This window comes from Aequorivita iocasae (assembly GCF_016757735.1).
GTDB classification, from domain to species: domain Bacteria; phylum Bacteroidota; class Bacteroidia; order Flavobacteriales; family Flavobacteriaceae; genus Aequorivita; species Aequorivita iocasae.
In genome coordinates this window covers 2,735,528-2,755,183 of sequence record NZ_CP068439.1, presented here as the reverse complement: position 1 = coordinate 2,755,183, position 19,656 = coordinate 2,735,528, and the positions used below count along the sequence as shown (strand labels likewise).

General features: G+C 37.2%; 19 protein-coding genes. 9 read left to right on the top strand and 10 right to left on the bottom strand.

The window, feature by feature from the left end; translation table 11 throughout:
- The first annotated feature begins 112 nt into the window (after positions 1-112).
- From JK629_RS12695 to JK629_RS12680, 4 genes are all read left to right on the top strand, one after another.
- Positions 113-1,543 carry a PAS domain-containing protein gene (locus JK629_RS12695; protein ID WP_202335991.1) on the top strand — a complete coding sequence of 477 codons (1,431 nt, stop codon included), beginning with the start codon at positions 113-115 and terminating at the stop codon, positions 1,541-1,543.
- 204 nt (positions 1,544-1,747) lie between these two features.
- Positions 1,748-2,512, top strand: a complete 765-nt coding sequence (locus tag JK629_RS15630; protein ID WP_202335990.1) for a patatin-like phospholipase family protein — start codon at positions 1,748-1,750, stop codon at positions 2,510-2,512.
- A 215-nt stretch (positions 2,513-2,727) separates the two neighbouring features.
- Positions 2,728-3,039: a YtxH domain-containing protein gene (locus tag JK629_RS12685; protein WP_202335989.1), complete on the top strand. Its 312-nt coding sequence runs from the start codon at positions 2,728-2,730 to the stop codon at positions 3,037-3,039.
- Between the two features lie 107 nt (positions 3,040-3,146).
- On the top strand, positions 3,147-3,629 hold the full coding sequence (locus JK629_RS12680) for an NUDIX domain-containing protein (protein ID WP_202335988.1): 483 nt from the start codon (positions 3,147-3,149) through the stop codon (positions 3,627-3,629).
- A 348-nt stretch (positions 3,630-3,977) separates the two neighbouring features.
- On the opposite strand, the gene JK629_RS12675 is transcribed toward JK629_RS12680, so the two are convergent.
- Together JK629_RS12675 and JK629_RS12670 are read right to left on the bottom strand one after the other, a co-directional pair.
- Positions 3,978-4,427, bottom strand: coding sequence for an Hsp20/alpha crystallin family protein (locus tag JK629_RS12675; RefSeq protein WP_202335987.1), 450 nt, complete (start codon positions 4,425-4,427; stop codon positions 3,978-3,980).
- A 73-nt stretch (positions 4,428-4,500) separates the two neighbouring features.
- Positions 4,501-4,959, bottom strand: a complete 459-nt coding sequence (locus JK629_RS12670) for a hypothetical protein (protein WP_202335986.1) — start codon at positions 4,957-4,959, stop codon at positions 4,501-4,503.
- Positions 4,960-5,548: 589 nt separating this feature from the next.
- On the opposite strand from JK629_RS12670, the gene JK629_RS12665 reads away from it, so the two are divergent.
- Complete coding sequence (locus JK629_RS12665; RefSeq protein ID WP_202335985.1) at positions 5,549-7,252, top strand: sensor histidine kinase; 1,704 nt, start codon at positions 5,549-5,551, stop codon at positions 7,250-7,252.
- A 27-nt stretch (positions 7,253-7,279) separates the two neighbouring features.
- Here JK629_RS12665 and JK629_RS12660 read toward each other — a convergent pair whose 3' ends face one another.
- From JK629_RS12660 to JK629_RS12650, 3 genes are all read right to left on the bottom strand, one after another.
- Positions 7,280-8,350: a response regulator gene (locus JK629_RS12660; protein ID WP_202335984.1), complete on the bottom strand. Its 1,071-nt coding sequence runs from the start codon at positions 8,348-8,350 to the stop codon at positions 7,280-7,282.
- A 651-nt stretch (positions 8,351-9,001) separates the two neighbouring features.
- Positions 9,002-11,398, bottom strand: coding sequence for a phosphoenolpyruvate synthase (gene ppsA / locus JK629_RS12655; protein WP_202335983.1), 2,397 nt, complete (start codon positions 11,396-11,398; stop codon positions 9,002-9,004).
- A gap of 113 nt (positions 11,399-11,511) precedes the next feature.
- On the bottom strand, positions 11,512-11,964 hold the full coding sequence (locus tag JK629_RS12650; RefSeq protein WP_202335982.1) for an HD domain-containing protein: 453 nt from the start codon (positions 11,962-11,964) through the stop codon (positions 11,512-11,514).
- A 370-nt stretch (positions 11,965-12,334) separates the two neighbouring features.
- Here JK629_RS12650 and JK629_RS12645 point away from each other — a divergent pair, with 370 nt between their 5' ends.
- Positions 12,335-13,267: a DUF6600 domain-containing protein gene (locus JK629_RS12645; protein WP_202335981.1), complete on the top strand. Its 933-nt coding sequence runs from the start codon at positions 12,335-12,337 to the stop codon at positions 13,265-13,267.
- Positions 13,268-13,359: 92 nt separating this feature from the next.
- Here JK629_RS12645 and JK629_RS12640 read toward each other — a convergent pair whose 3' ends face one another.
- Positions 13,360-13,746, bottom strand: coding sequence for a hypothetical protein (locus tag JK629_RS12640; RefSeq protein WP_202335980.1), 387 nt, complete (start codon positions 13,744-13,746; stop codon positions 13,360-13,362).
- Positions 13,743-14,078, bottom strand: coding sequence for a carboxymuconolactone decarboxylase family protein (locus JK629_RS12635; protein WP_225626020.1), 336 nt, complete (start codon positions 14,076-14,078; stop codon positions 13,743-13,745). The genes JK629_RS12640 and JK629_RS12635 overlap by 4 nt, the downstream gene beginning before the upstream one ends.
- A 230-nt stretch (positions 14,079-14,308) precedes the next feature.
- On the opposite strand from JK629_RS12635, the gene JK629_RS12630 reads away from it, so the two are divergent.
- From JK629_RS12630 to JK629_RS12620, 3 genes are read left to right on the top strand one after another with little or no spacing between them, the layout of a single operon-like run.
- Positions 14,309-15,394, top strand: a complete 1,086-nt coding sequence (locus tag JK629_RS12630; protein ID WP_202335979.1) for an efflux RND transporter periplasmic adaptor subunit — start codon at positions 14,309-14,311, stop codon at positions 15,392-15,394.
- 5 nt (positions 15,395-15,399) lie between these two features.
- Positions 15,400-16,653 carry an ABC transporter permease gene (locus JK629_RS12625; RefSeq protein WP_202335978.1) on the top strand — a complete coding sequence of 418 codons (1,254 nt, stop codon included), beginning with the start codon at positions 15,400-15,402 and terminating at the stop codon, positions 16,651-16,653.
- A gap of 9 nt (positions 16,654-16,662) precedes the next feature.
- A complete protein-coding gene (locus JK629_RS12620) occupies positions 16,663-17,358 on the top strand; it encodes an ABC transporter ATP-binding protein (protein ID WP_202335977.1) in 696 nt (231 codons plus the stop codon).
- A 37-nt stretch (positions 17,359-17,395) separates the two neighbouring features.
- On the opposite strand, the gene JK629_RS12615 is transcribed toward JK629_RS12620, so the two are convergent.
- The 3 genes from JK629_RS12615 to JK629_RS12605 all read right to left on the bottom strand — a co-directional run bounded on the left by JK629_RS12615 (position 17,396) and on the right by JK629_RS12605 (position 19,648).
- The gene (locus JK629_RS12615) at positions 17,396-18,415 is read right to left on the bottom strand and encodes a L,D-transpeptidase (protein WP_202335976.1); all 1,020 of its coding nucleotides are present in this window, start codon (positions 18,413-18,415) and stop codon (positions 17,396-17,398) included.
- Positions 18,416-18,479: 64 nt separating this feature from the next.
- Positions 18,480-19,112 carry a hypothetical protein gene (locus tag JK629_RS12610; RefSeq protein WP_202335975.1) on the bottom strand — a complete coding sequence of 211 codons (633 nt, stop codon included), beginning with the start codon at positions 19,110-19,112 and terminating at the stop codon, positions 18,480-18,482.
- Complete coding sequence (locus tag JK629_RS12605) at positions 19,109-19,648, bottom strand: hypothetical protein (protein WP_202335974.1); 540 nt, start codon at positions 19,646-19,648, stop codon at positions 19,109-19,111. Before JK629_RS12605 ends, JK629_RS12610 begins: the two co-directional genes overlap by 4 nt.
- Positions 19,649-19,656 lie beyond the last annotated feature (8 nt).

Here is a 19,656-nt window from a genome sequence, read left to right as displayed (position 1 = left end):
CTAACAGTTAAACTCGTAAATTTGATATGATAAACAGGCTGATATTTATCATATTACAACAGCGTCTTGCACCTTATTTTTACGGAACATTTTTTTTACAAAGTTCCATTCTATGAAAATCTCCTTCGAAAAAAAGATTTTGGCGGGCTATATCATCAATATGGTGGTAATGTTCCTCCTTGGTATTATCTTATGGAATATAATACCTTTAACTACAGAGCCTGTATGGCTATGGGCGGCAATGGGCCTTATTATTCTCTCCTTGGGTATGCTAACTACGGTTTTTTTTATCTTAACATCACAATTGCGAGCAAAAAGAATTTCGGAACAGGCATTATTGAAAAACGAAAAATTGTTGCAGTCTATAATCGACAATACAAATAGTGCCATTTCGGTAAAAAAGATTAATGGGGAATATTTATTTGTGAACAAGGAATTTCAATCCCTTTTCCCTATAAATGGAAAGAATATCGTGGGAAGCACCAATCACGAATTTCTGCCATCGGAAGTTGCAGACCGCTATCGCAATGCAGATTTGGAAGTTATAAAGGCAGGAAGGGAAGTACAGTTAGAAGAAAGTTTTGAACTCCCTTCAGGTCCACACACCTATCTGTCCGTTAAGTTTCCTTTGTTTGATGCCGAAAATAGAATTTATGCCATTGGCAATATCTCTACCGATATTACGGAAAGAAAATCGGGGATAGATTCTTTAAAAGCGGCAGACGCCTTCTTTAATTTGTCGATAGACAGCCTAGTAATAGCCACAAAGGAAAAATTCATTAAGGTTAATCCCGCTTTGGGCAAGCTTCTGGGATATACAACGGCTGAACTACTGGACAAACCCTTTGCCACCTTCATCTTTCACGATGATTTGGAAAGAACGGAAGCCGAAATAGAAAAACTCGCACAAGGAACTGAATTAATAAATTTTAAAAACAGGTGGGTTTGCAAGGATGGTACCATAAAATGGCTCGCTTGGAATGCTACAGCCGAGAAGACCACAGGCAACTTTTATGCAATTGTGCGTGATATTACAGCGGCTTTGCAGCATGAAAAGGAAGAAGAACAGCTCATTGACGAATTGTACGAAAGTCAACAAAAGTTGAATTTAATATTGGAAAATATCAGTGATGGTGTTCTCGTGGCAAATAATAAAAAGAAAATAATTTTGGCCAATGAGGTGGCCAATCGCCTTTTTGGAATTGAGGATGATTCAAAAATATCCATAAATTTATCAGACCATTTTGAGGTGCTTTATCCAGAAGGAAACAAAACATTCCCAGCTCAGGAGTTACCCGCTACGCGGGCCTTTAAAGGTGAAATAACAAACGATCTGGATGTACTCCTAAAAAGCCTATCGACTGAGGAGATGCATCGGGTGCTGCTGAGTGGAAGGCCCATTTTTAATACTGAAAACAAAGTGATTGCCGCTGTGGTCACTATTAAGGACATTAGTGAGTATAAAAGACTTGAGGAAGAAATGGAAAAAAGGGACCAGGAAGCGCGACCTTTAATAGGTTTTAAACCCCGAAAAAGAAAATAATTTACCAAAAAAAGACAGGGAGTAAATATATGGATCCAAGCGATTACAACTTTTAAAACATAACAGAATTAATTAAAAAAATGCCTTTAACTCACAAAAGTTTTATCTATTTAGAATATAAAAGTTTTGTAATCTCGATAAGTCAAGCAATGAAAGACTTGAAAGAAACTGAAAATATAATTTATTGGTACACAACGTAATCAAATGAAAGTTGGTTTGGTATTATCGGGTGGTGGCACCAGAGGGGTGGCACACGTGGGAGTGCTCAAGGCTCTTGAAGAAGAGAATATTACTATAACTCATATTGCAGGTGCCAGTGCGGGCGCTATTGTAGGAGCTTTATACGCAAATGGGACTTCCTGGCAGGAAATATTGTCCTTTTTTAAAAGAGTTTCTATATTCCATATTAAAAGGTATGCACGCCGTAAGCCCGGATTTATAGATTCTTCTAAATTTTATGATGACTTCCTACCCTATTTTGAGCAAGATGATTTCCTTACACTTCAGAAACATCTTTACATTACCGCCACCAACCTTGTAACTGGCAAGGAGATGGTTTTTAAATCTGGAAACCTTATTCCCTCCATTCTTGCATCTTCGGCTTTTCCTGGAATCTTTACCCCTGTAACCATCAATGGGGCCCTTTATATAGATGGTGGAGTGCTTAATAATTTTCCAGTGGGTTCTATTGAAACGGTATGCGACACCCTTATTGGATCTTATGTAAATCGATTGGAGGATATTACCGTGGAATCCCTCCAATCTTCATATCAAGTGGCAAATAGAGCGTATCAAATAAGTCTCGACAATCAGAGTGTTTCCAAACTTTCAAAATGTGATGTGCTAATAGCCCCGCCTACAATTTCCCGTTTCGGTATATTTGATTGGAGGAATATGGATACCATTTTTGAAATTGGTTATAATGAAGCTGTTTCAAAACTACAGAAACTCGGTTTTAAGGGAACATAAAAACACGAAAATGAAACAATAACAATCATCATAAATAATTCCAATCTTTACGAAATCCACCCATTGGCCTGTAAATTCTTGTGGCATCTGTGTTATTCGGAATAGGTTGAAAAAAAATGAATTATATGTTTTAGGAGCTGATGTATATCATTTCCAAAAGAATATGATTGCTATAACTTTAAAGTATAAACCCAATTACTTAAACAATTGTATTTATGGAAACTTCTAAAAAAAATATAGCCCTTGCCTTTTTATCGGGAGCTTTGATTGGCAGTGTATTAGGAATTTTATACGCCCCTCAAAAAGGCTCAAAAACGCGACATAAAATCAAGCATACATCCGCAGAAACCGCACGTGAACTGAGCGAAAAAATAAAACATGTGAAAGATGAGATTGCCGCCACAGCACATACAAAAAAGATGGAATTTGAAAGAAGCCTAAATTCAACAATTTCCAATTTAACCGATAAAAGTCATGAGATAATAGCAGCACTTGAAAAAAAGTTGGAACTACTCAAAAAGCAATAATCCAAATAGTGACATCAGCTTTCTCCCCGAGTAAACAGAGGGATTATGATTTGTACTTAGGGTGTGATGTTTTATGATTATATATTGGGAATAAAATAAAATAAACTATGCCCAAAGAGAGTGCAGGCCTGCTGTTATATGCCCTAAAGAATAAGGAATGGAAAGTCTTACTTTGCCATCCCGGCGGACCATTTTGGGCTAAAAAGGATGTGGGGGCGTGGACTATTCCCAAGGGGGAAATTAAAAATGGAGAAAATATAATTACTGCTGCTTTAAGAGAGACTAAGGAAGAGTTGGGAATTAGACCTCAAGGAGATTTCATACAATTAACGCCTGTAAAGCAAAAAGGTGGTAAGGTAGTGCATGCCTTGGCGCTTGAAAAAGATTTTGACCCCAATAACTTGCAAAGCAATAAATTTTCGTTGGAATGGCCTCCCAAAAATGGAAAATTATACACTTATCCCGAAATTGATAAGGTAGCTTGGTTCAACTTTGCCGCGGCAAAAACAAAAATCTTAGAAGGACAATTACCCTTTATCAACGAGCTTGAAAAGATTTTATTCAAAAATTCAAACCCTTCTATGGTTTAAAAAGACTTATTTATTATTACTTCGTTTAAAATTGATTTTCTTTCGCATAGAAGGAAGCTTTCCGAAAAAGCTAGCAAAGTCTAGCCCCGACATAAGTTGTTGCTTATATCGTAAAAATTTTTTATCGTCAAATTTAATACGCGCCATACACGTGAAATAAGTAAAGATGCCAAACAAATAAAATAAGAGTGATTGCTATTTTATTTAGATTCATTCCCCTGGGTTATCTGATAAAAAATAAAAAGATAAGGTAGTAGGGTATTAAAATACTAATCCAGAACGCGCGTTCTGGATTAGCCCATTTGAAAAATTGAAAATATCTCCTCAAATAATTCAATTCTCTTCGTCTTAGGCAATTTGGATCATTTTTTTGGGTGGAATCTTGGCCGCTTCTTTTTTGTGAAGTTTCAATTTAAGAATTCCATTGTCGTAGTTTGCCTTAACATCCTTTTTTGCATCCACACTTTCAGGAAGTTTCATCCTTCTTTCGAATGCATTATAGCTGAATTCTTTACGGGTATAGCCGTTTTCATTTTCTTGAATGTCCTTTGCTGACTTTTCAGCGCTTACAATAAGTTGATCATTTTCAAGAGCTATTTCAATTTCCTTTTTTTGAAATCCGGGAACAGATAATTCCACCTCAAAATCGTTCTTGTTTTCCTTTATATTCATCGCAGGAATTTTTTTTCCATTTCCATTGGAAAATAATTCTTCATCAAACAAATCTGAATCTATCCAAGAGGAAAGTTCATTGTTAAACCAAGGAAAACTTCTGTTGTTAAATTTAATAAGTGCCATGGTGTATATATTTAATTGTTAATAATATTAAAGGTAATACGCATAGAACTTACACGAAATGACCTAAATCAGTTCACTTAAATTTTTCATTTTTTAAACTATCCGTAAAAGTTAAAATTTCATCTTTTATTTTGTCATAATCTGTTTTCAGTTTTTCTATTTGCGTTAATAAAATATTATAAGCCTCTTCTAAAACTTTAAGCGTATTCGGAGCTTCGTGTATGGCAAATAAATTTATTCTGTTTTCAAATAAATCTATCTCTTCCGCAAAGGTTTTCACTTCTCCTGCTATACTTAAAAGTTCATTTTTATAACCCAACAATCTTTCAAATAAATTGGGAATAATCCGATTATATTGAGAATAAGTAACAAGATTCATGACCAATGGAATATCCTCATTAATATAAAGTAAGGTTGATTTTACTTTAAATACATCTCGATGCATTTTTTCTTCCCATATTTCTTTATTGTAATTCATTTGGATTTCATATAGTAACATGGCTTCATTATTTGAACACGCTAATAATAGCATTAAGTTGAAAGGATTTTAATACCTTAATATGTTTTTGTTTAAAAAAAACACTCTTAAAAACTATAATTGAACCCCACAAAAAAGCCTTTAAGAGTGTTAACAACAAATTGGTTAGTTATTTGAACTAAATTTTTAAAAAAACTATTATCATAAAATAACTAAATAATGGGAGGTTGTGAAATGACCTGAATCATCTGTAGTAATTTTAAACTGAATTTTACAACTTTTAAATGACGGACATACAATAAAATCATATCCCGTTACTTTTTTATGCCAATTTCAACCCGCTATTAGATAGGTAAAATAGTATAGAAATGATTTTCTTAAGAATATAGGTTTTCGCTTTAAGCACCAAAACTGGAAAATTGAACTACTTTATTGAAAGAGAAAGTAAAATTCTTTTAAGAAAGTCTTGTAAGTTTTACGATAACTTAAAGTAATCCGTTTGTCGGAATTTATACAAATATTCTTAATTTAAAATTCAATTACTTTTTTGATTGCCAATCGTATAGGCTTCAAAATAATGTGTACCTTTAGGAATCTAAATCCATTGTATATACAATTTTTCCATTTACTTAAAAACATCAAGATGGGCACTGAGGAAGTTTCAAAAAAAATGAAAACCCCTGAGGAAAAAAGAATTTCAAAAAGCCCCTCTTTGCCTTGTTCCAAGCTTCGGAAAAAGACAGCTAAGCTTACACAAAAAACTGTTTTTGCCCCACGAATAGACAAACTTCAAAAGCACTCTGTTGTTAAACAATCTTCAAACCATTACAAGGATTTATTTGACTTTGCGCCTATTGGGTTGCTGATATTAAATACTGAATTTATTATTAAGAATATTAACAATACCGCTTGTACTATTTTATGTTTAGAAAAAGACAATCTAATAGGCAATTCACTTTTAGCAATACTTTTAAAGGATGAGGCATCCCTTAAATTAATAGAGAACATACAGCAAGGTTTTACCGCACCTTTTTCATTATTGGTTACACATCCCAAAAAAGGCAACTTCCCCATTTATATTTCCGGAACTAAGCACTATACGGATCACAATGGAAAGAAGTTTTATCATATTGCCTTTGAAGAGCAAACCAAGCATCAGAAGACGACGGAACTATTAAAATATTCATACAATAAGTTGCAATGGGAAAAGAAAATCATTAAAAAATATCTAGATCCAGCTCCGGTTCTTCTACTGTTAATTGATAATGACCAAAAAGTTCAACTGATCAATAAAAAGGCTATTCGTTCATTCGGCTTTTCAAAACAGGATGTTTCTGATAAAGACTGGTTTTTACAGTTTATAGATCCGCACAAAACCCTTAGCGATAAATACGTTTATTACCACTCCGAAAATAAAAATTTATTATGGGTTCCTTATTTTGAATGCGAGGTAGTGTGTAAAAATGGGGAGAAAAAACTCATAGCATGGAGAAATACTCCTATTTTTGATAATTCGGGTTCAGTTATGGCAACCCTTTGTTCGGGCGAAGACATTACCTTACGCAAAAAACTGGAAAAAAATAAAAAGGATTATACCGATGAATTGGAAACCATAATTAAGCGCCGGACAAAAAAAATAAGCCTCGCATTAAAAAAAGAGCGTGAATTAAATGAAATGAAAAGTGCTTTTATTTCTATTGCTTCCCACGAATTAAGGACGCCCATTACCATTGTGCTCTCCTCTATAATTTTGATTGAAAAATATTTAAAGGCAGGACTGCTGGAAAATCAGCAAAAACATATCGATAAAATAAAGGAATCCGTAAAGTACTTCACTTCCATTCTTAACAACTTTCTTTCCTTGGATAAACTGGAACGCGGTATCGTAGTTGTCAACAAGGAACCCTTCGATATTTCTGAATTTATAAAACGAAGTATTGAAGAAGTGAACGATTTGTGCAAGGATGGACAAAAAATAAATTGTGTTTTCCTAGGGCCTACCCAAATTATTACGGATAGAAACATTCTACATAACATTTTAATCAACCTACTTTCCAACGCCATTAAGTATTCGGAAAAAGAGATAACCCTCGAAGTTTGCTTCCTTGACAATCAATTTGTGTTGAAGGTAAAGGATCAGGGCATTGGCATTTGCAAGGAAGAACAAAAATATCTGTTTACCCGCTTCTTCAGGGCAAAAAATACAGGCAACATCCCTGGCACAGGTCTTGGCCTAAGCATTGTAAAACGCTATATGGATCTTTTGGGAGGGAGCATTAACTTCAAAAGCACACAAAATAAAGGGACTACCTTCACAATACTACTGCCGCAAGAAGAAAATCCTTAAAACTTATAAATTACGCGGAGCGGCTTTTCATTCTGTTTCCGCTATATATTGCAACTCCTCCTTATCTACCAGATGGATATCATGGTTAACATCCATTTTAATAAGCCCCTCCTCCCTAAATTCCGAAAGCGACCGTATAGCTGTTTCTGTAGCAGTGCCAATCATACTTGCAAAATCTTCCCTTTGTATACGTATGGCAACAGTTTCCAAAGTGCTCTTGGAATTTTTAGCATCCAATAGCAACAAAGCCTTGGCCGCTCGCTTCCTAACGGGTGCATATGCCATGTTTATGAGCTGATCCTGTATCTCAATTAAATTGTTGGAAATGATATCTATAAATTTATTGGACACTTCATTATTACTGTGCAAAATATTATTGAAATCATCTTTTGAAATTCCAATTAATTTTGATTTTTTAAGTGTGAAAGCGGTATCCAGGTACTGTCCTTTTTTATTTATTAGGGATATTTGTCCAAAAAAATCCCCCGGACCATAGATTCCTGTTATGAATTCCTTGCCTTCAGTAGTAGTTTTATAGGTTTTTACACTACCCGTATGTACAAAATAAAATTTATGGGCATTGCGACCTTCCCTAAAAATTATTTCCTGGGCATTATATTCTTCCCAATCCCTATTTTCGGTAAGGCTCTCAAATTTTACGAATTGGGAAGCTTCCTTGAAGAATGAATTTATTCCAATATGGCTTTTAAAGAAGTCTTTTTTCAAAAATTCAATTCTTTGCAAACGGCTTTCAATGGCTTCAATGAGTTCGGCTTCGTCAAAAGGTTTGGTAAGGAAGTCATCCGCTCCTACATTCATCCCCTTTCTAATCTGATGCTTTTCATTTAAGGCAGACAAAAATATAAAGGGCGTGGTCCCGATCCTATTATTGCTTCGCACCTTTCTTAGCACCTCAAAGCCATCCATGCCAGGCATTACTATATCGCATAAAATTATATCCGGCATCATTGCCTCAGCCAGAGCCACTCCCTTTTCTCCATTTGTGGCAGATTTTACTTTGTATCCAGCCAATTCCAACATGGCTTGGATATTTTCGAGAATGGAGATATTGTCGTCAATAACGAGTACACTTTTCATCCTTTTATCTTTAGCGTCCATATATAATTAAACAATTGCACGATAAGGTTAAAATTATTGTAAATGCACGGAAAAAAATATGATAATTGTCAGATATATAGATACTTATTCTTGACTGTAATATGTATTAAAGTATCAGAGGTTGTTCGTCAGCGGGACGTGTTGCGGATGGCAAAAAAAGGGAATAAACGACATACACATAGTTAGCTAAAAAAAACAGGAATGCCGTTTGGCATTCCTGTTCCCCTGAAAAGATTGTCTCTTATGCAAATACTTACAATAATACGCTTCGTTTCTTATTACTAAGACGTGCCTACTATCCGATTTGGATGAGTGTTGCCTTCCAGGAATGTTTTTATTGGGTTTAGCCAATAAAAACCATTTCTAAATAAAAAAAATATTTTTTTATTTAGAAACAGAAGTGCCTTTCGGCACTCCTGTTCCATTGAAAATAGGCTTTATAAATTATTGGGAACAAAAGCGACACCAATATTGCTAAAGTAGCCACCCCTTATTCTTATGTAATCATAATTCTATTTTCAAAGTGAATTATTCCCACTGTTACACAGTAAAATTCAATATTTTAAAGAACTCAATTCAGATTTACAGTACTAAAGTATATCAGTTTACGTATGTTGCATATGACCTAGGTCAGTAGGAAGATATTTTTTTAAAATTTAACATTTCTTCTGCCGCTACCATATTTTCAATACCTCTCAAAAGAGCATCTGGATTATAGGAGATACTATCAATCCCCGCTTCAATTAAAAAGGATGCGAAAGCGGGAAAGTCACTGGGGGCTTGGCCACACAATCCTATTTTAATTCCAGCTGCATTCGCTTTTTCTATCGCCATTGCAATAATCTTTCTAACTGCCGGGTCATTTTCATCAAAAGTACCCGCCAATAGCTGCGAATCGCGATCTACTCCCAAGGTAAGCTGTGTAAGGTCATTGGAGCCTATGGAAAAACCATCAAAATATTCGGCAAAACTTTCGGCTATAATTACGTTACTCGGAATTTCGACCATCATATAAATCTGGAGTCCATTCACTCCCCGCTCCAGACCCAACTTTTGCATTAACGCAATCACCTTCTGTGCTTCTTCCAAAGTTCTACAGAAAGGGATCATTATTTTTACATTGGTCAACCCCATTTCATCCCGTACCCTTTTTATGGACCTGCACTCCAGCTCAAAACCCTCTTGATACAATGGGTTAAAATATCTGGCTGCCCCTCGGAAGCCCAACATGGGGTTTTCCTCCTTGGGCTCAAATTGCTTCCCGCCTATCAAATTTGCATATTCATTGGTTTTAAAATCGCTGGTTCTTACAATAACCTCTTTCGGATAAAAGGCCGCGGCCATAGTGGCAATGCCCTCACTTAATTTTTCAATAAAATAAGCGGCCTTATCCTCGTATTGTCTTGTTATACCGGCAATTGTTTCCTTTTCGGCGCTATCCCTCATTTCATCATACTTCAAAAGGGCCATGGGATGTATCTTAATGTTATGGGTAATGATGAATTCCATACGCAAAAGCCCAACCCCATTATTGGGATAAAAGGAGTATTGATAGGCCTGTTGGGGATCTGAAAGAATTAATTTCACTTCCGTATGGGGCATTGCAATGTTTGAAAAATTAATTTCCTCTTCTATAAACGGAAGTGCGCCCTCAAAAACATAGGCAACTTTTCCTTCCGCACATGATATTGTGATGAGTTGCCCATCCTTAATATTTTGGGTAGCGTAATTGCTTCCCACTACCGCCGGTACTCCCAACTCCCTTGCTACAATGGCGGCATGGCTGGTTCTACCTCCCCTATTGGTAATTATTCCCCCCGCTTTTTTCAATAATGGGTCCCAGTCAGGACTAGTGGTATCCGTAACAATTATGTCACCTTTTTGCAATGTTTCCCCTTGCTGTGGATCTGTCAGTATTCTGGCGGTTCCCACCCTTATCTTGGTGCCAACGGCATTACCCGTGACCAGAATCTTCCCTTTTTGCGTAAGGGAAAAGGTTGAAACAATATTTTTACCGTTAGGACTATGTACGGTTTCCGGCCTAGCCTGAATTATATAAAGTTCTTGTGTAATTCCATCCTTTGCCCATTCAATATCCATTGGCTTACCGTAATGCCTTTCAATGGCCAAAGCCCATTTTGCAAGCTGGGTTACTTCGGAATCTTTTAGTACATATTGCTCCTGCTTTTGTTGCGGGGTGGGTATATTCATGGTGGCAGAATGGCCTTCGGACTGCGCGTATATTAAAGTGAGCGCTTTACTGCCCAATTTTTTTTCAATTATTGCTTGTTTTCCCAATTCTAGCGTAGGTTTAAAAACGTAAAATTCATCTGGATTTATAGTGCCCTGTACAATATTCTCCCCTAGCCCCCAAACTCCCGAAAGATGGATTATGTTTTGAAATCCCGATTCTGGCTCTAAGGTAAAGCCTACCCCAGAGCAGCCTACATCTGCACGGACCATTTTTTGTACCCCCACCGAGAGGGCAACTGTGCCATGGCCAAAGCCCTTATCCTCTCTATATTTTATAGCCCGATCTGTATATAGGGATGCAAAGCAATCTTTAACCGCAGCCAATAAAGCCTGTGTGCCACTTATATTTAAAAAAGTATCGTGTTGGCCTGCAAAACTGGCCTCAGGTAGATCTTCGGCAGTAGCGCTGCTTCTAACGGCTACAGCGAAAGGTTCATTACCGCACAATTGTCCATAGAAAGAAATAATGGCTTGTGAAAATGCCCTTGAAAACTGCCCAGACAAAATTAATTTTCTCGCTTGATTTCCTATTTCCGACAGATTCGAAAATGTCTTTCTGTCAAGATTTTTCAGTAGAAGAACCAGCTTATTTTCAATATCATTTTCCCGAAGAAATTCCCAATAAGCAAATGCCGTTGTGGCAAAACCATTAGGAATTGCAATCCCCTCCGCAGTCATCTCATTGTACATTTCCCCCAAGGAGGCATTTTTACCCCCTACTTGGGCTATATCTGAAATGTGAATTTCATCAAATGTTTTAATTAGTGCTTCCATATAGAATAGGTTCAGTTGTCGTATATTTTGAAAACTAATGTTTTACCAAAATTAGTGGAAGCACAGAAAGCTGGGAATGACTTTTGTCAGTTAGGTAGTCGATGTATATGAATTTAGGACAGTTCCCTAATGGAATACCTTAAATTTTTACGTGCCTGTGCTTCGTATCGCTCAATAAAATAGGGAGTTTTAAATATGGATTCAAGAGATAAATAGCGTAAGAGTAGTTTTCTTCGTCTAGGGCGATATATAAAATCAGGAAACATCAGGTATTCCTTTCGTATGTTTTCGCAATAATGCAGATAAACCTTTCTTTTACTTCCCAAAATCAGCAGATCCAGGTCTAGAAAAAGATTTGTATCAAAATCTGTACTCATATTGTGGGTTTTGCTTGCTTCAATTAAGGTTATTACTTTCGCTATATGCGGAAAATGGGTGGGAGCCAAACGTTTCCTAAACAGTCTGGCGCTCTTTTGCTCATTATGGGAAAGCAAGGGATTGTAAACAATATCGTGATAAAAAATAGCAAATAACACTACATCCACCTCCTGTACGGCCGATTGCACCTTTTTAAACTCCTTCACCATCATCGCTAGATGGTCCAGATATGGTAAAATCGCCCAGCCGTGGTGTACTTTTTTTCAATCTCCCTCCAGCACTTCGCGATATAAGTTTTATCCGCGCAATACCTCTGCATCAATTCCCGGAAGATGTCCTCAAGTCTAAATGTTGCCATAATATTTACACCATAATAAGGTAACCATATCGTCCCTTAAAGTATGAAGTGACATACTTCAAATTTTCAGATTTTGACGAAGCCTGAATTTTCAAAGTCAAAGGAATAATAAATGCAAAAACCGGCTACCTGACCTTAATCATTTCAAGATAAATAATCAGTTACTACCTTTCCCATATTAACGATAAAGCTAAGAAAAAATGAAACGCCCAATTACTTATAAGCTAAAGGTATTGATTTTAGTATTCGGTCTCAGTCTTGGAATGCAGGAAAAATTATCAGCACAGCAAATAGAGGTTAGTATAACCTATCAGGATTTTTATGATGGCCTGTCGCCATTCGGCATTTGGATTAACTATCCCGGCTATGGCCATGTGTGGCATCCTTCCGTAGATGGCAATTTTCAGCCTTATTTTACCAACGGACATTGGGAGTATTGTTCTGAGGGATGGATTTGGGTTTCGTTATATTCTTGGGGTTGGGCTCCCTTCCATTACGGCCGATGGATTTATGACTATCATTATGGCTGGTTATGGGTTCCGGGATACGAATGGGCCCCAGCTTGGGTAATTTGGGGCGAAATAGATAACTATTATGCGTGGGCGCCATTAATGCCTTCTGTAAACGTAATATTATGGTATGGCACATGGAGACCTCCCGGAATCATTTATTGGAACGTGGTGGATCGTCGTTACATACATGATAAGGATATCAGTAATCGGGGAAGAAGCAACCTGGACGAAGGTTTTATCGGGCGTATAAAGACGAATACTAATTATGGAAATACACGCTATCACGATCAATTTTATGCAAAAGGTCCCGAAATTGCCGAAGTAGAAAGAAGCACCAATAGAAAAATTGATCCCATTCCGCTAAGGGAACTTAAAAATGCTTCTCCCACAACTCGCAAGGAAAAAGAACTGCAGGTTTACCGACCACGGATTATCACTCCAGAACCAAGAACTTATAGAAATATTGACGAAATAAGTCCCGATCCGCTTAGAAATAAAATCGACAGATACAAAACCGATAGGCTGCAACAGAATAGAAATGTAGAAAAACTCCCAGTGAGAAAAGCCCCCACCAATTCTCCAAGAGGTAGGACCAATAAGCTTAATAAATCCAGAAACTAAAAAAAGGGTTTTGCCAAATAAAATTGAAAAGATCAAAAGTATTTCGTTACAAAAACATATGTAGTAATGATCTTGCTAACCAATTTACGTTCTTAAATATATTTGGAAAGAAACTGGAAAAAATCCGTTTTCAAATTAGCATGGACTTTTCGCAGTATTTCCATACGTTCCCTTAAAGCGAAATGATATTTTGTAAAAACGGTATTTATGGCATCCCCTCCTCTTTCATCGTTGGTAGCTATATTGGTTTCATGGGCATCAACATCGCATTTCAATGAATTCATCACCCTTTCGTGATCATTGAATTGCTTTTGAAAATGATCCAATTGGGCCAAAACCTTTTTATTTGTCCACCGTTTTGAAAATTCCGTCAAGCGGTTGTTAAACGATTTCACTTCATCTTCCCAAAATAGAAGTTCTTTTTGCCAATGCACATGCTCAAAATGCAGATCGCCTATTTTAATATTATCGGTTTTCATATTCTAGGTTTAGCTTTTTTTAAGGCAGTAAATTGGGTTAAGGCTTCCAATGCCTCACAGCCATATACAACAGATGGACCGCCTCCCATTAATATCGCTACCCCAATGGTTTCGGTAATTTCCTCCTTCTTGGCACCTGCCTCAAGGGCGTCGTGCACATGATAGGCAATGCAACCATCACATCGTACCGTAATGGCTATGCCCAAGGCAATCAATTCTTTGGTCTTTGAGGTCAAAGCCCCTTCCGCAATACTGGCTTTATGTAATTGCCCAAACCCCTGCATGGTTTCTTGAATTTGTACTCCCAGCTTATCCATAAGCTCAACTAACATTTCATAGTTTTTCGGAAAATCTTTTTTCATGGCATTAAACTTTATGGGCCTCAGCCCTGTTTGTAACAAAGCTATATACAATGTGTTAAGTACGGAATGATATTAATCAGTGCATTATATTTTTCACTTGTCTGTTTTTTCAAAATGCGGAAATGGAGCCAATGGGGAATATGATTTTTATCATTCCTATTGGAAAAATTTTATTGGAATTTTGATAAAACATTTTTCCTATGCGATTTCTGACTCTGCAATTTATTCTTGCGCTTGGAATAGTCTCCTGTTCTTCTAAGGAGGAAAAAATCCAACCCTTGCTGCAAACAATAACTTCATCGGTATATTCATCCCTTACCGTTCAACCTGACAGTTTATATCAAGCTTTTGCTAACGTCAATGGCATATTGGAAAAAAATCTGGTGGAGGAAAATGACATTGTTTCTCAAGGAAGCCCTATAGTACAAATCATAAATACGAGCCCCCAGCTCACCGCTGAAAATGCCAAACTCAACTTTCTGCTTGCACAGGAGAATTATATGGGAAAGGCAGCCCTTACCAACAATGTGGAAAAGGAACTCAAAAATGCAATTCTCAAATATCAGGACGACTCCATTAATTATTTTCGGCAGAAAAATCTGTGGGAACAGCAAATAGGCTCGAAAGCACAATATGAAGCTAAAAAGTTAATGTATGAGACTTCATACAATGCCTTGGAAATTGCTCAAACAAATTACCGCAGAACTAAAAACGAACTGCGAACCCAAGTATCACAGGCAAACAATACCTATAAAACAACCTTAATCAATTCAAAAGACTTTACCCTTGTGAGCAAAATCAATGGCAAGGTATATGCGCTTTACAAAAATCCCGGTGAAATAATTACAACTCTGGAGCCCGTGGCCAGCATTGGAAGCGCTACCACTTTTATCATTGAAATGCTGGTGGATGAAGTTGATATTGTAAAAATAAAGAAAGAACAAAAAGTTTTGCTTATCCTTGATGCCTATGGCCCCGAAGTATTTATTGCTCATATAAGTAAGGTTTACCCCCAAAAGGACGAACGCAATCAGACTTTTTTGGTGGAAGCCCGTTTTGAAAAAAGCCCCCATACTCTCTATCCCGGCTTATCAGGGGAGGCTAATATAATTGTGGAGACAAAAGAGAATGTATTGACTATTCCCCGAAAATACTTGCTTCCAGGTTCAAAAGTGAAAACGGAGAATGGGATTGTTCCAGTAGTAGTGGGCCTTCAAAATTTGGACACCGTAGAAATTATTTCAGGAATAAACGCTGATACATGGATCTATAAACCGGAGCCGTGAAAAAAATGAAATTAATTCTCGCGATTGCAAAAACACATTTGGTCAGCAAAATAAAGCAGACCACAATAGCTGCCTTGGGGGTTACTTTCGGTATTGGTTCCTATATAACCTTGGTCAGCTTTATGACGGGACTTAACGACATGCTGGATGATTTGGTACTTAATCAAACTCCACATATCCATATTTTCAATGAGATAGAACCCTCAAAAGACCAACCCGTAGATCTGTATTCAGAATTTGAAAATAGTTTGAATATTGTTTCCTCCATAAAACCAAAACAAACCCAAAAGAAAATCCACAATGCCGTACCTATCCTACAGCTTTTGAATAAGGACAAGAACGTCCGTGGCGCTATTCCACAGGTAAAAACCCAAATATTTTATATAGCGGGGCCAATAGAACTGGGCGGAAACATAACGGGTATTGATATTAGGCGTGAAATGGAGCTGTTTGAATTTAAAAACTACTTGGTGGAAGGTTCTGCCGAAGCCTTGGAAAATACAGATAGTGGAATAATTCTGGGCTCCGGGATCGCCGAAAAATTATCATTGAAAAAAAACGATAGGGTCCAAGTAACCACAAGTACGGGAAAACTTTTTCCGCTCAAGGTTGTGGGTATTTATCAAAGTGGTATCGCGGATTTGGACAACGTTCAAAGTTTTGCAACTATTAAAACCGTACAGCGCATAATGGGTGAACCGGAAAATTATATAACCGATATAAATGTCAAGCTTTATGATATTTCCAAAGCCTTGCCGATGGCCCAAACGGTGGAACAGCAATTTAACGTAAAAGCAGTGGACATAAATACGGCCAATGCCCAATTTGAAACAGGCACCTCCATTCGCAACCTTATTACATATGCCGTATCTATAACCCTATTAATAGTGGCCGGCTTTGGTATTTACAACATTCTCAATATGCTCATTTATGAAAAAATGAAAGATATCGCCATTCTAAAGGCCACAGGGTTTTCAGGAAGGGACGTACAGCTTATATTTATGTGCCAGGCTCTAATAATCGGGATTGTAGGAGGCCTTATTGGCTTGCTTTTAGGGTTTGTGCTTTCTTCAATTATAGACAACATCCCATTTGAAACCCAAGCCCTACCCACCATAACAACATATCCCATAAATTATAGGATATGGCACTATTATATAGGAATCATCTTTGCCCTATTTTCAACTTTTTTCGCTGGCTACCTACCTTCCATACGAGCTAAAAAAATAGACCCGGTTGAAATCATTAGGGGCCAATAATATCAAAATATGAAAACAGTCCTTGAAGCGCGAAATATCAATAAATATTTTAAAAATGCGACAACATTTCACGTATTAAAGGATATTTCCTTTAAAATAAACCAAAGCGAATTCGTTTCCATAATGGGCAAATCCGGTTGCGGAAAATCTACATTGCTGTATATTCTTTCTACGATGGATACCGATTATGAAGGCGAGTTGTTTTTGAATAACCAATTGATTACCGGGCAGACCAATAACCATCTTTCCCATATTCGCAACAAGCATATAGGTTTTGTGTTCCAGTTCCATTATTTATTATCGGAATTTTCTGTGCTTGAAAACGTCATGCTACCTGCAAAAAAGCTGGGGGAAAAATCATTTGCGGAAATTGAACACGATGCCATTGAAAAACTGCGTATGCTCGATATAGAAACCATAAGCTTAAAAAAAGCATCGCATATTTCAGGAGGAGAAAAACAACGGGTCGCCATTGCCAGGGCTTTAATAAATAACCCATCCATTATAATGGGCGATGAGCCAACGGGAAATCTAGACAGTTATAATGCTGAAAATGTGTTTAATATTTTTCGGCAATTGAGTATCGAGCAACAATTATCTCTTCTTATCGTAACCCACGACAAAGATTTTGCAAATAAAACGGACAGAATAATTGAAATGGAAGATGGAAAATTGATAGCCCAAACAACCTCACCCCACAATTAAATTACACACACTAAAAATTGGGCAATTTAAACCCTCCTCATAAATGGCAGTCGCAAACAGGAATGGGCTTTCCATCAACGGCCTTCAGCGCTGCTTCCAACGCTTCTTTCCGAATGCTCCTATTTTCAAAACCTGGATAGATATTTTTAAATTCCACGGCCTCACCTTTCTCATTTTTGCCGGTTAAATCATATCTAATCAACACCTTTGTACCCAAAGGAGCATAATAATACACCACCCAGGCATCTGCTTCCCGCAGTCCGATACACCCATTGGAATATGCCTTTTCCAAGGTTTCCAAGTTTGTTGTAGGGTGAATCAATTGCCCCAGACTCTGTCCGTTTATAGCGGGTTCCAACCACGGGATTGCCGGTAGTTTGGTCACTTTTCCATCATCCCGCCGCGTGCTTTGGTACTTGTGATTGTCCTTGGGATTGATAAAAACCGGGTTTTTATTTACACGTATAATCGTTCCAACCCCCGGCTTTGTGCGCATATCCACTTCCCTATTAGCCATGGCCAAATACCGCTTACCGTTTTGCCCTACACGTATCGGAAATTTGTAGACTGGCTTTCCGTTTTCAATGATACGCAACCTAAATGCCGGTATATTTATGTCTAAATAGGTGTTTAAAAGCCGCTGCTTTATATTTATAGTTTGTAGCGAATCAGGCACTTTTATTTCCTGCCCCTTGCGCAGGGCAAGTAGTGCTTGTGGATCTTCGTTGAATATTCCCCTTTCCATCAAATAATAGTAATCGGTATGTGCGAGGGTGTCAATGATCCAAGGATTATGGTGCACTAAAATGTATTCATCTAGCTGATAGGTATGGTTTGTATTGTGGACAGCGACCACACTATCCATCCACCTAAAATAATTCCGGATGGATACATCCTTGTCCAGTAGTATCGTTTCCGGTTCCTGAGTATCAATTTTAAGATCATTTTCCACAGCACGAAGAGCTGGGGGTTGTAAAATGGGCTTTTTTTGACCGCTGTCCATACATCCAAACAAAGAATAGCCCAAAATAAAAAACAGCACTTTAAATATTTTCATCCTTTTCTTATTAAAAAAGGTAAGCTTATTGCTACTACCCTTATTTCCTAATATTTCAGTCTTCTTAAATAGGCGTGATTATTCTTTCCTTTTCAAGCCGCTTCATTATAGTTGCAACATATTCATTTACCGTGTTTTTTATGGATTGGGGATCAATAATATTTAGGGCTCCAACCCAGACCAGCGCATTGTCACTTGGTTCATTTATGTTATAAATTGATGTTTCCACCCGATAAATACTAAATGCATTATAATACGACGGGTTATAGTATATATCCTGATAGCGATAGTAATATTTCCCAAAACGTGTCCAATGGTAGTCCACGGTATAATATCCTGGATAATAAGTGTTTTTTTCATCTACCCCTTTTACCACGGAAATAATTACGGCATCAAATCCCTTCTCGGAAAGCCCCTTAATCATATCTTGGATTTCTTCCTCAGTTCGTTCCAAATTTGAAAATGATTCCTCCAAAACCTGGGTGCTTTCCACGGCATTGATATTTCTTTTTAATAACTCATTTTTCATCTTTTCCTCAAAGATCTTCCTTGCCGTTAAGTTATCTGTTATCCCTACGACCAATAGCTTCTGGGGTTTAAAAAATAGTATGTCCTCATTTTTCCAACTATCAACCACCTGAATGCTGGAACAACTCATAAAGAATAAAGGAACAAGGAGCAGACATAGCTTTTTCATAACGATTGTTTTAATTTAGTGGATTCCAAAATTTTAACGAGCCGCGCAATAATTTCATCGGAATAGTCGCTGGCGTTCTCTACTATCGATTCTCCCGAAAGCGCATCAATGCCTTCAATTTTGTTTGTACCTTTTCCTGATGTTGCGAGAACTATCAACTTCTCTTTGGCATCCAAATTTTTGGAAATAAAGTTTGTGACCGAAACGGGCGGAGAACCGTATTCCCACGTATGGATTATTACCACCGCTTTATACTCATTGATTTCTATGTTGGGGAGATCCTTTACATCTATGATATTCAGAAAAACGGTATCTAGCTTAAAGTGATTTTTAATATTGGTTACAATGGCCCTTTTGAAATCGCTTCCCTGGGTAGCTATTAAAATATTGGTTTCCGAATTTTTGGAATGCAATTGTTCCTTCGCCACCTCTTCCATGGAATAGCGTTGTTTGTACCAAAAACCTAGGGCCATGATTACCAATATAATTATGGTTAGAATGAAAATTATATTTCTGATTTTTAATTTAAATATCATGATTTTCC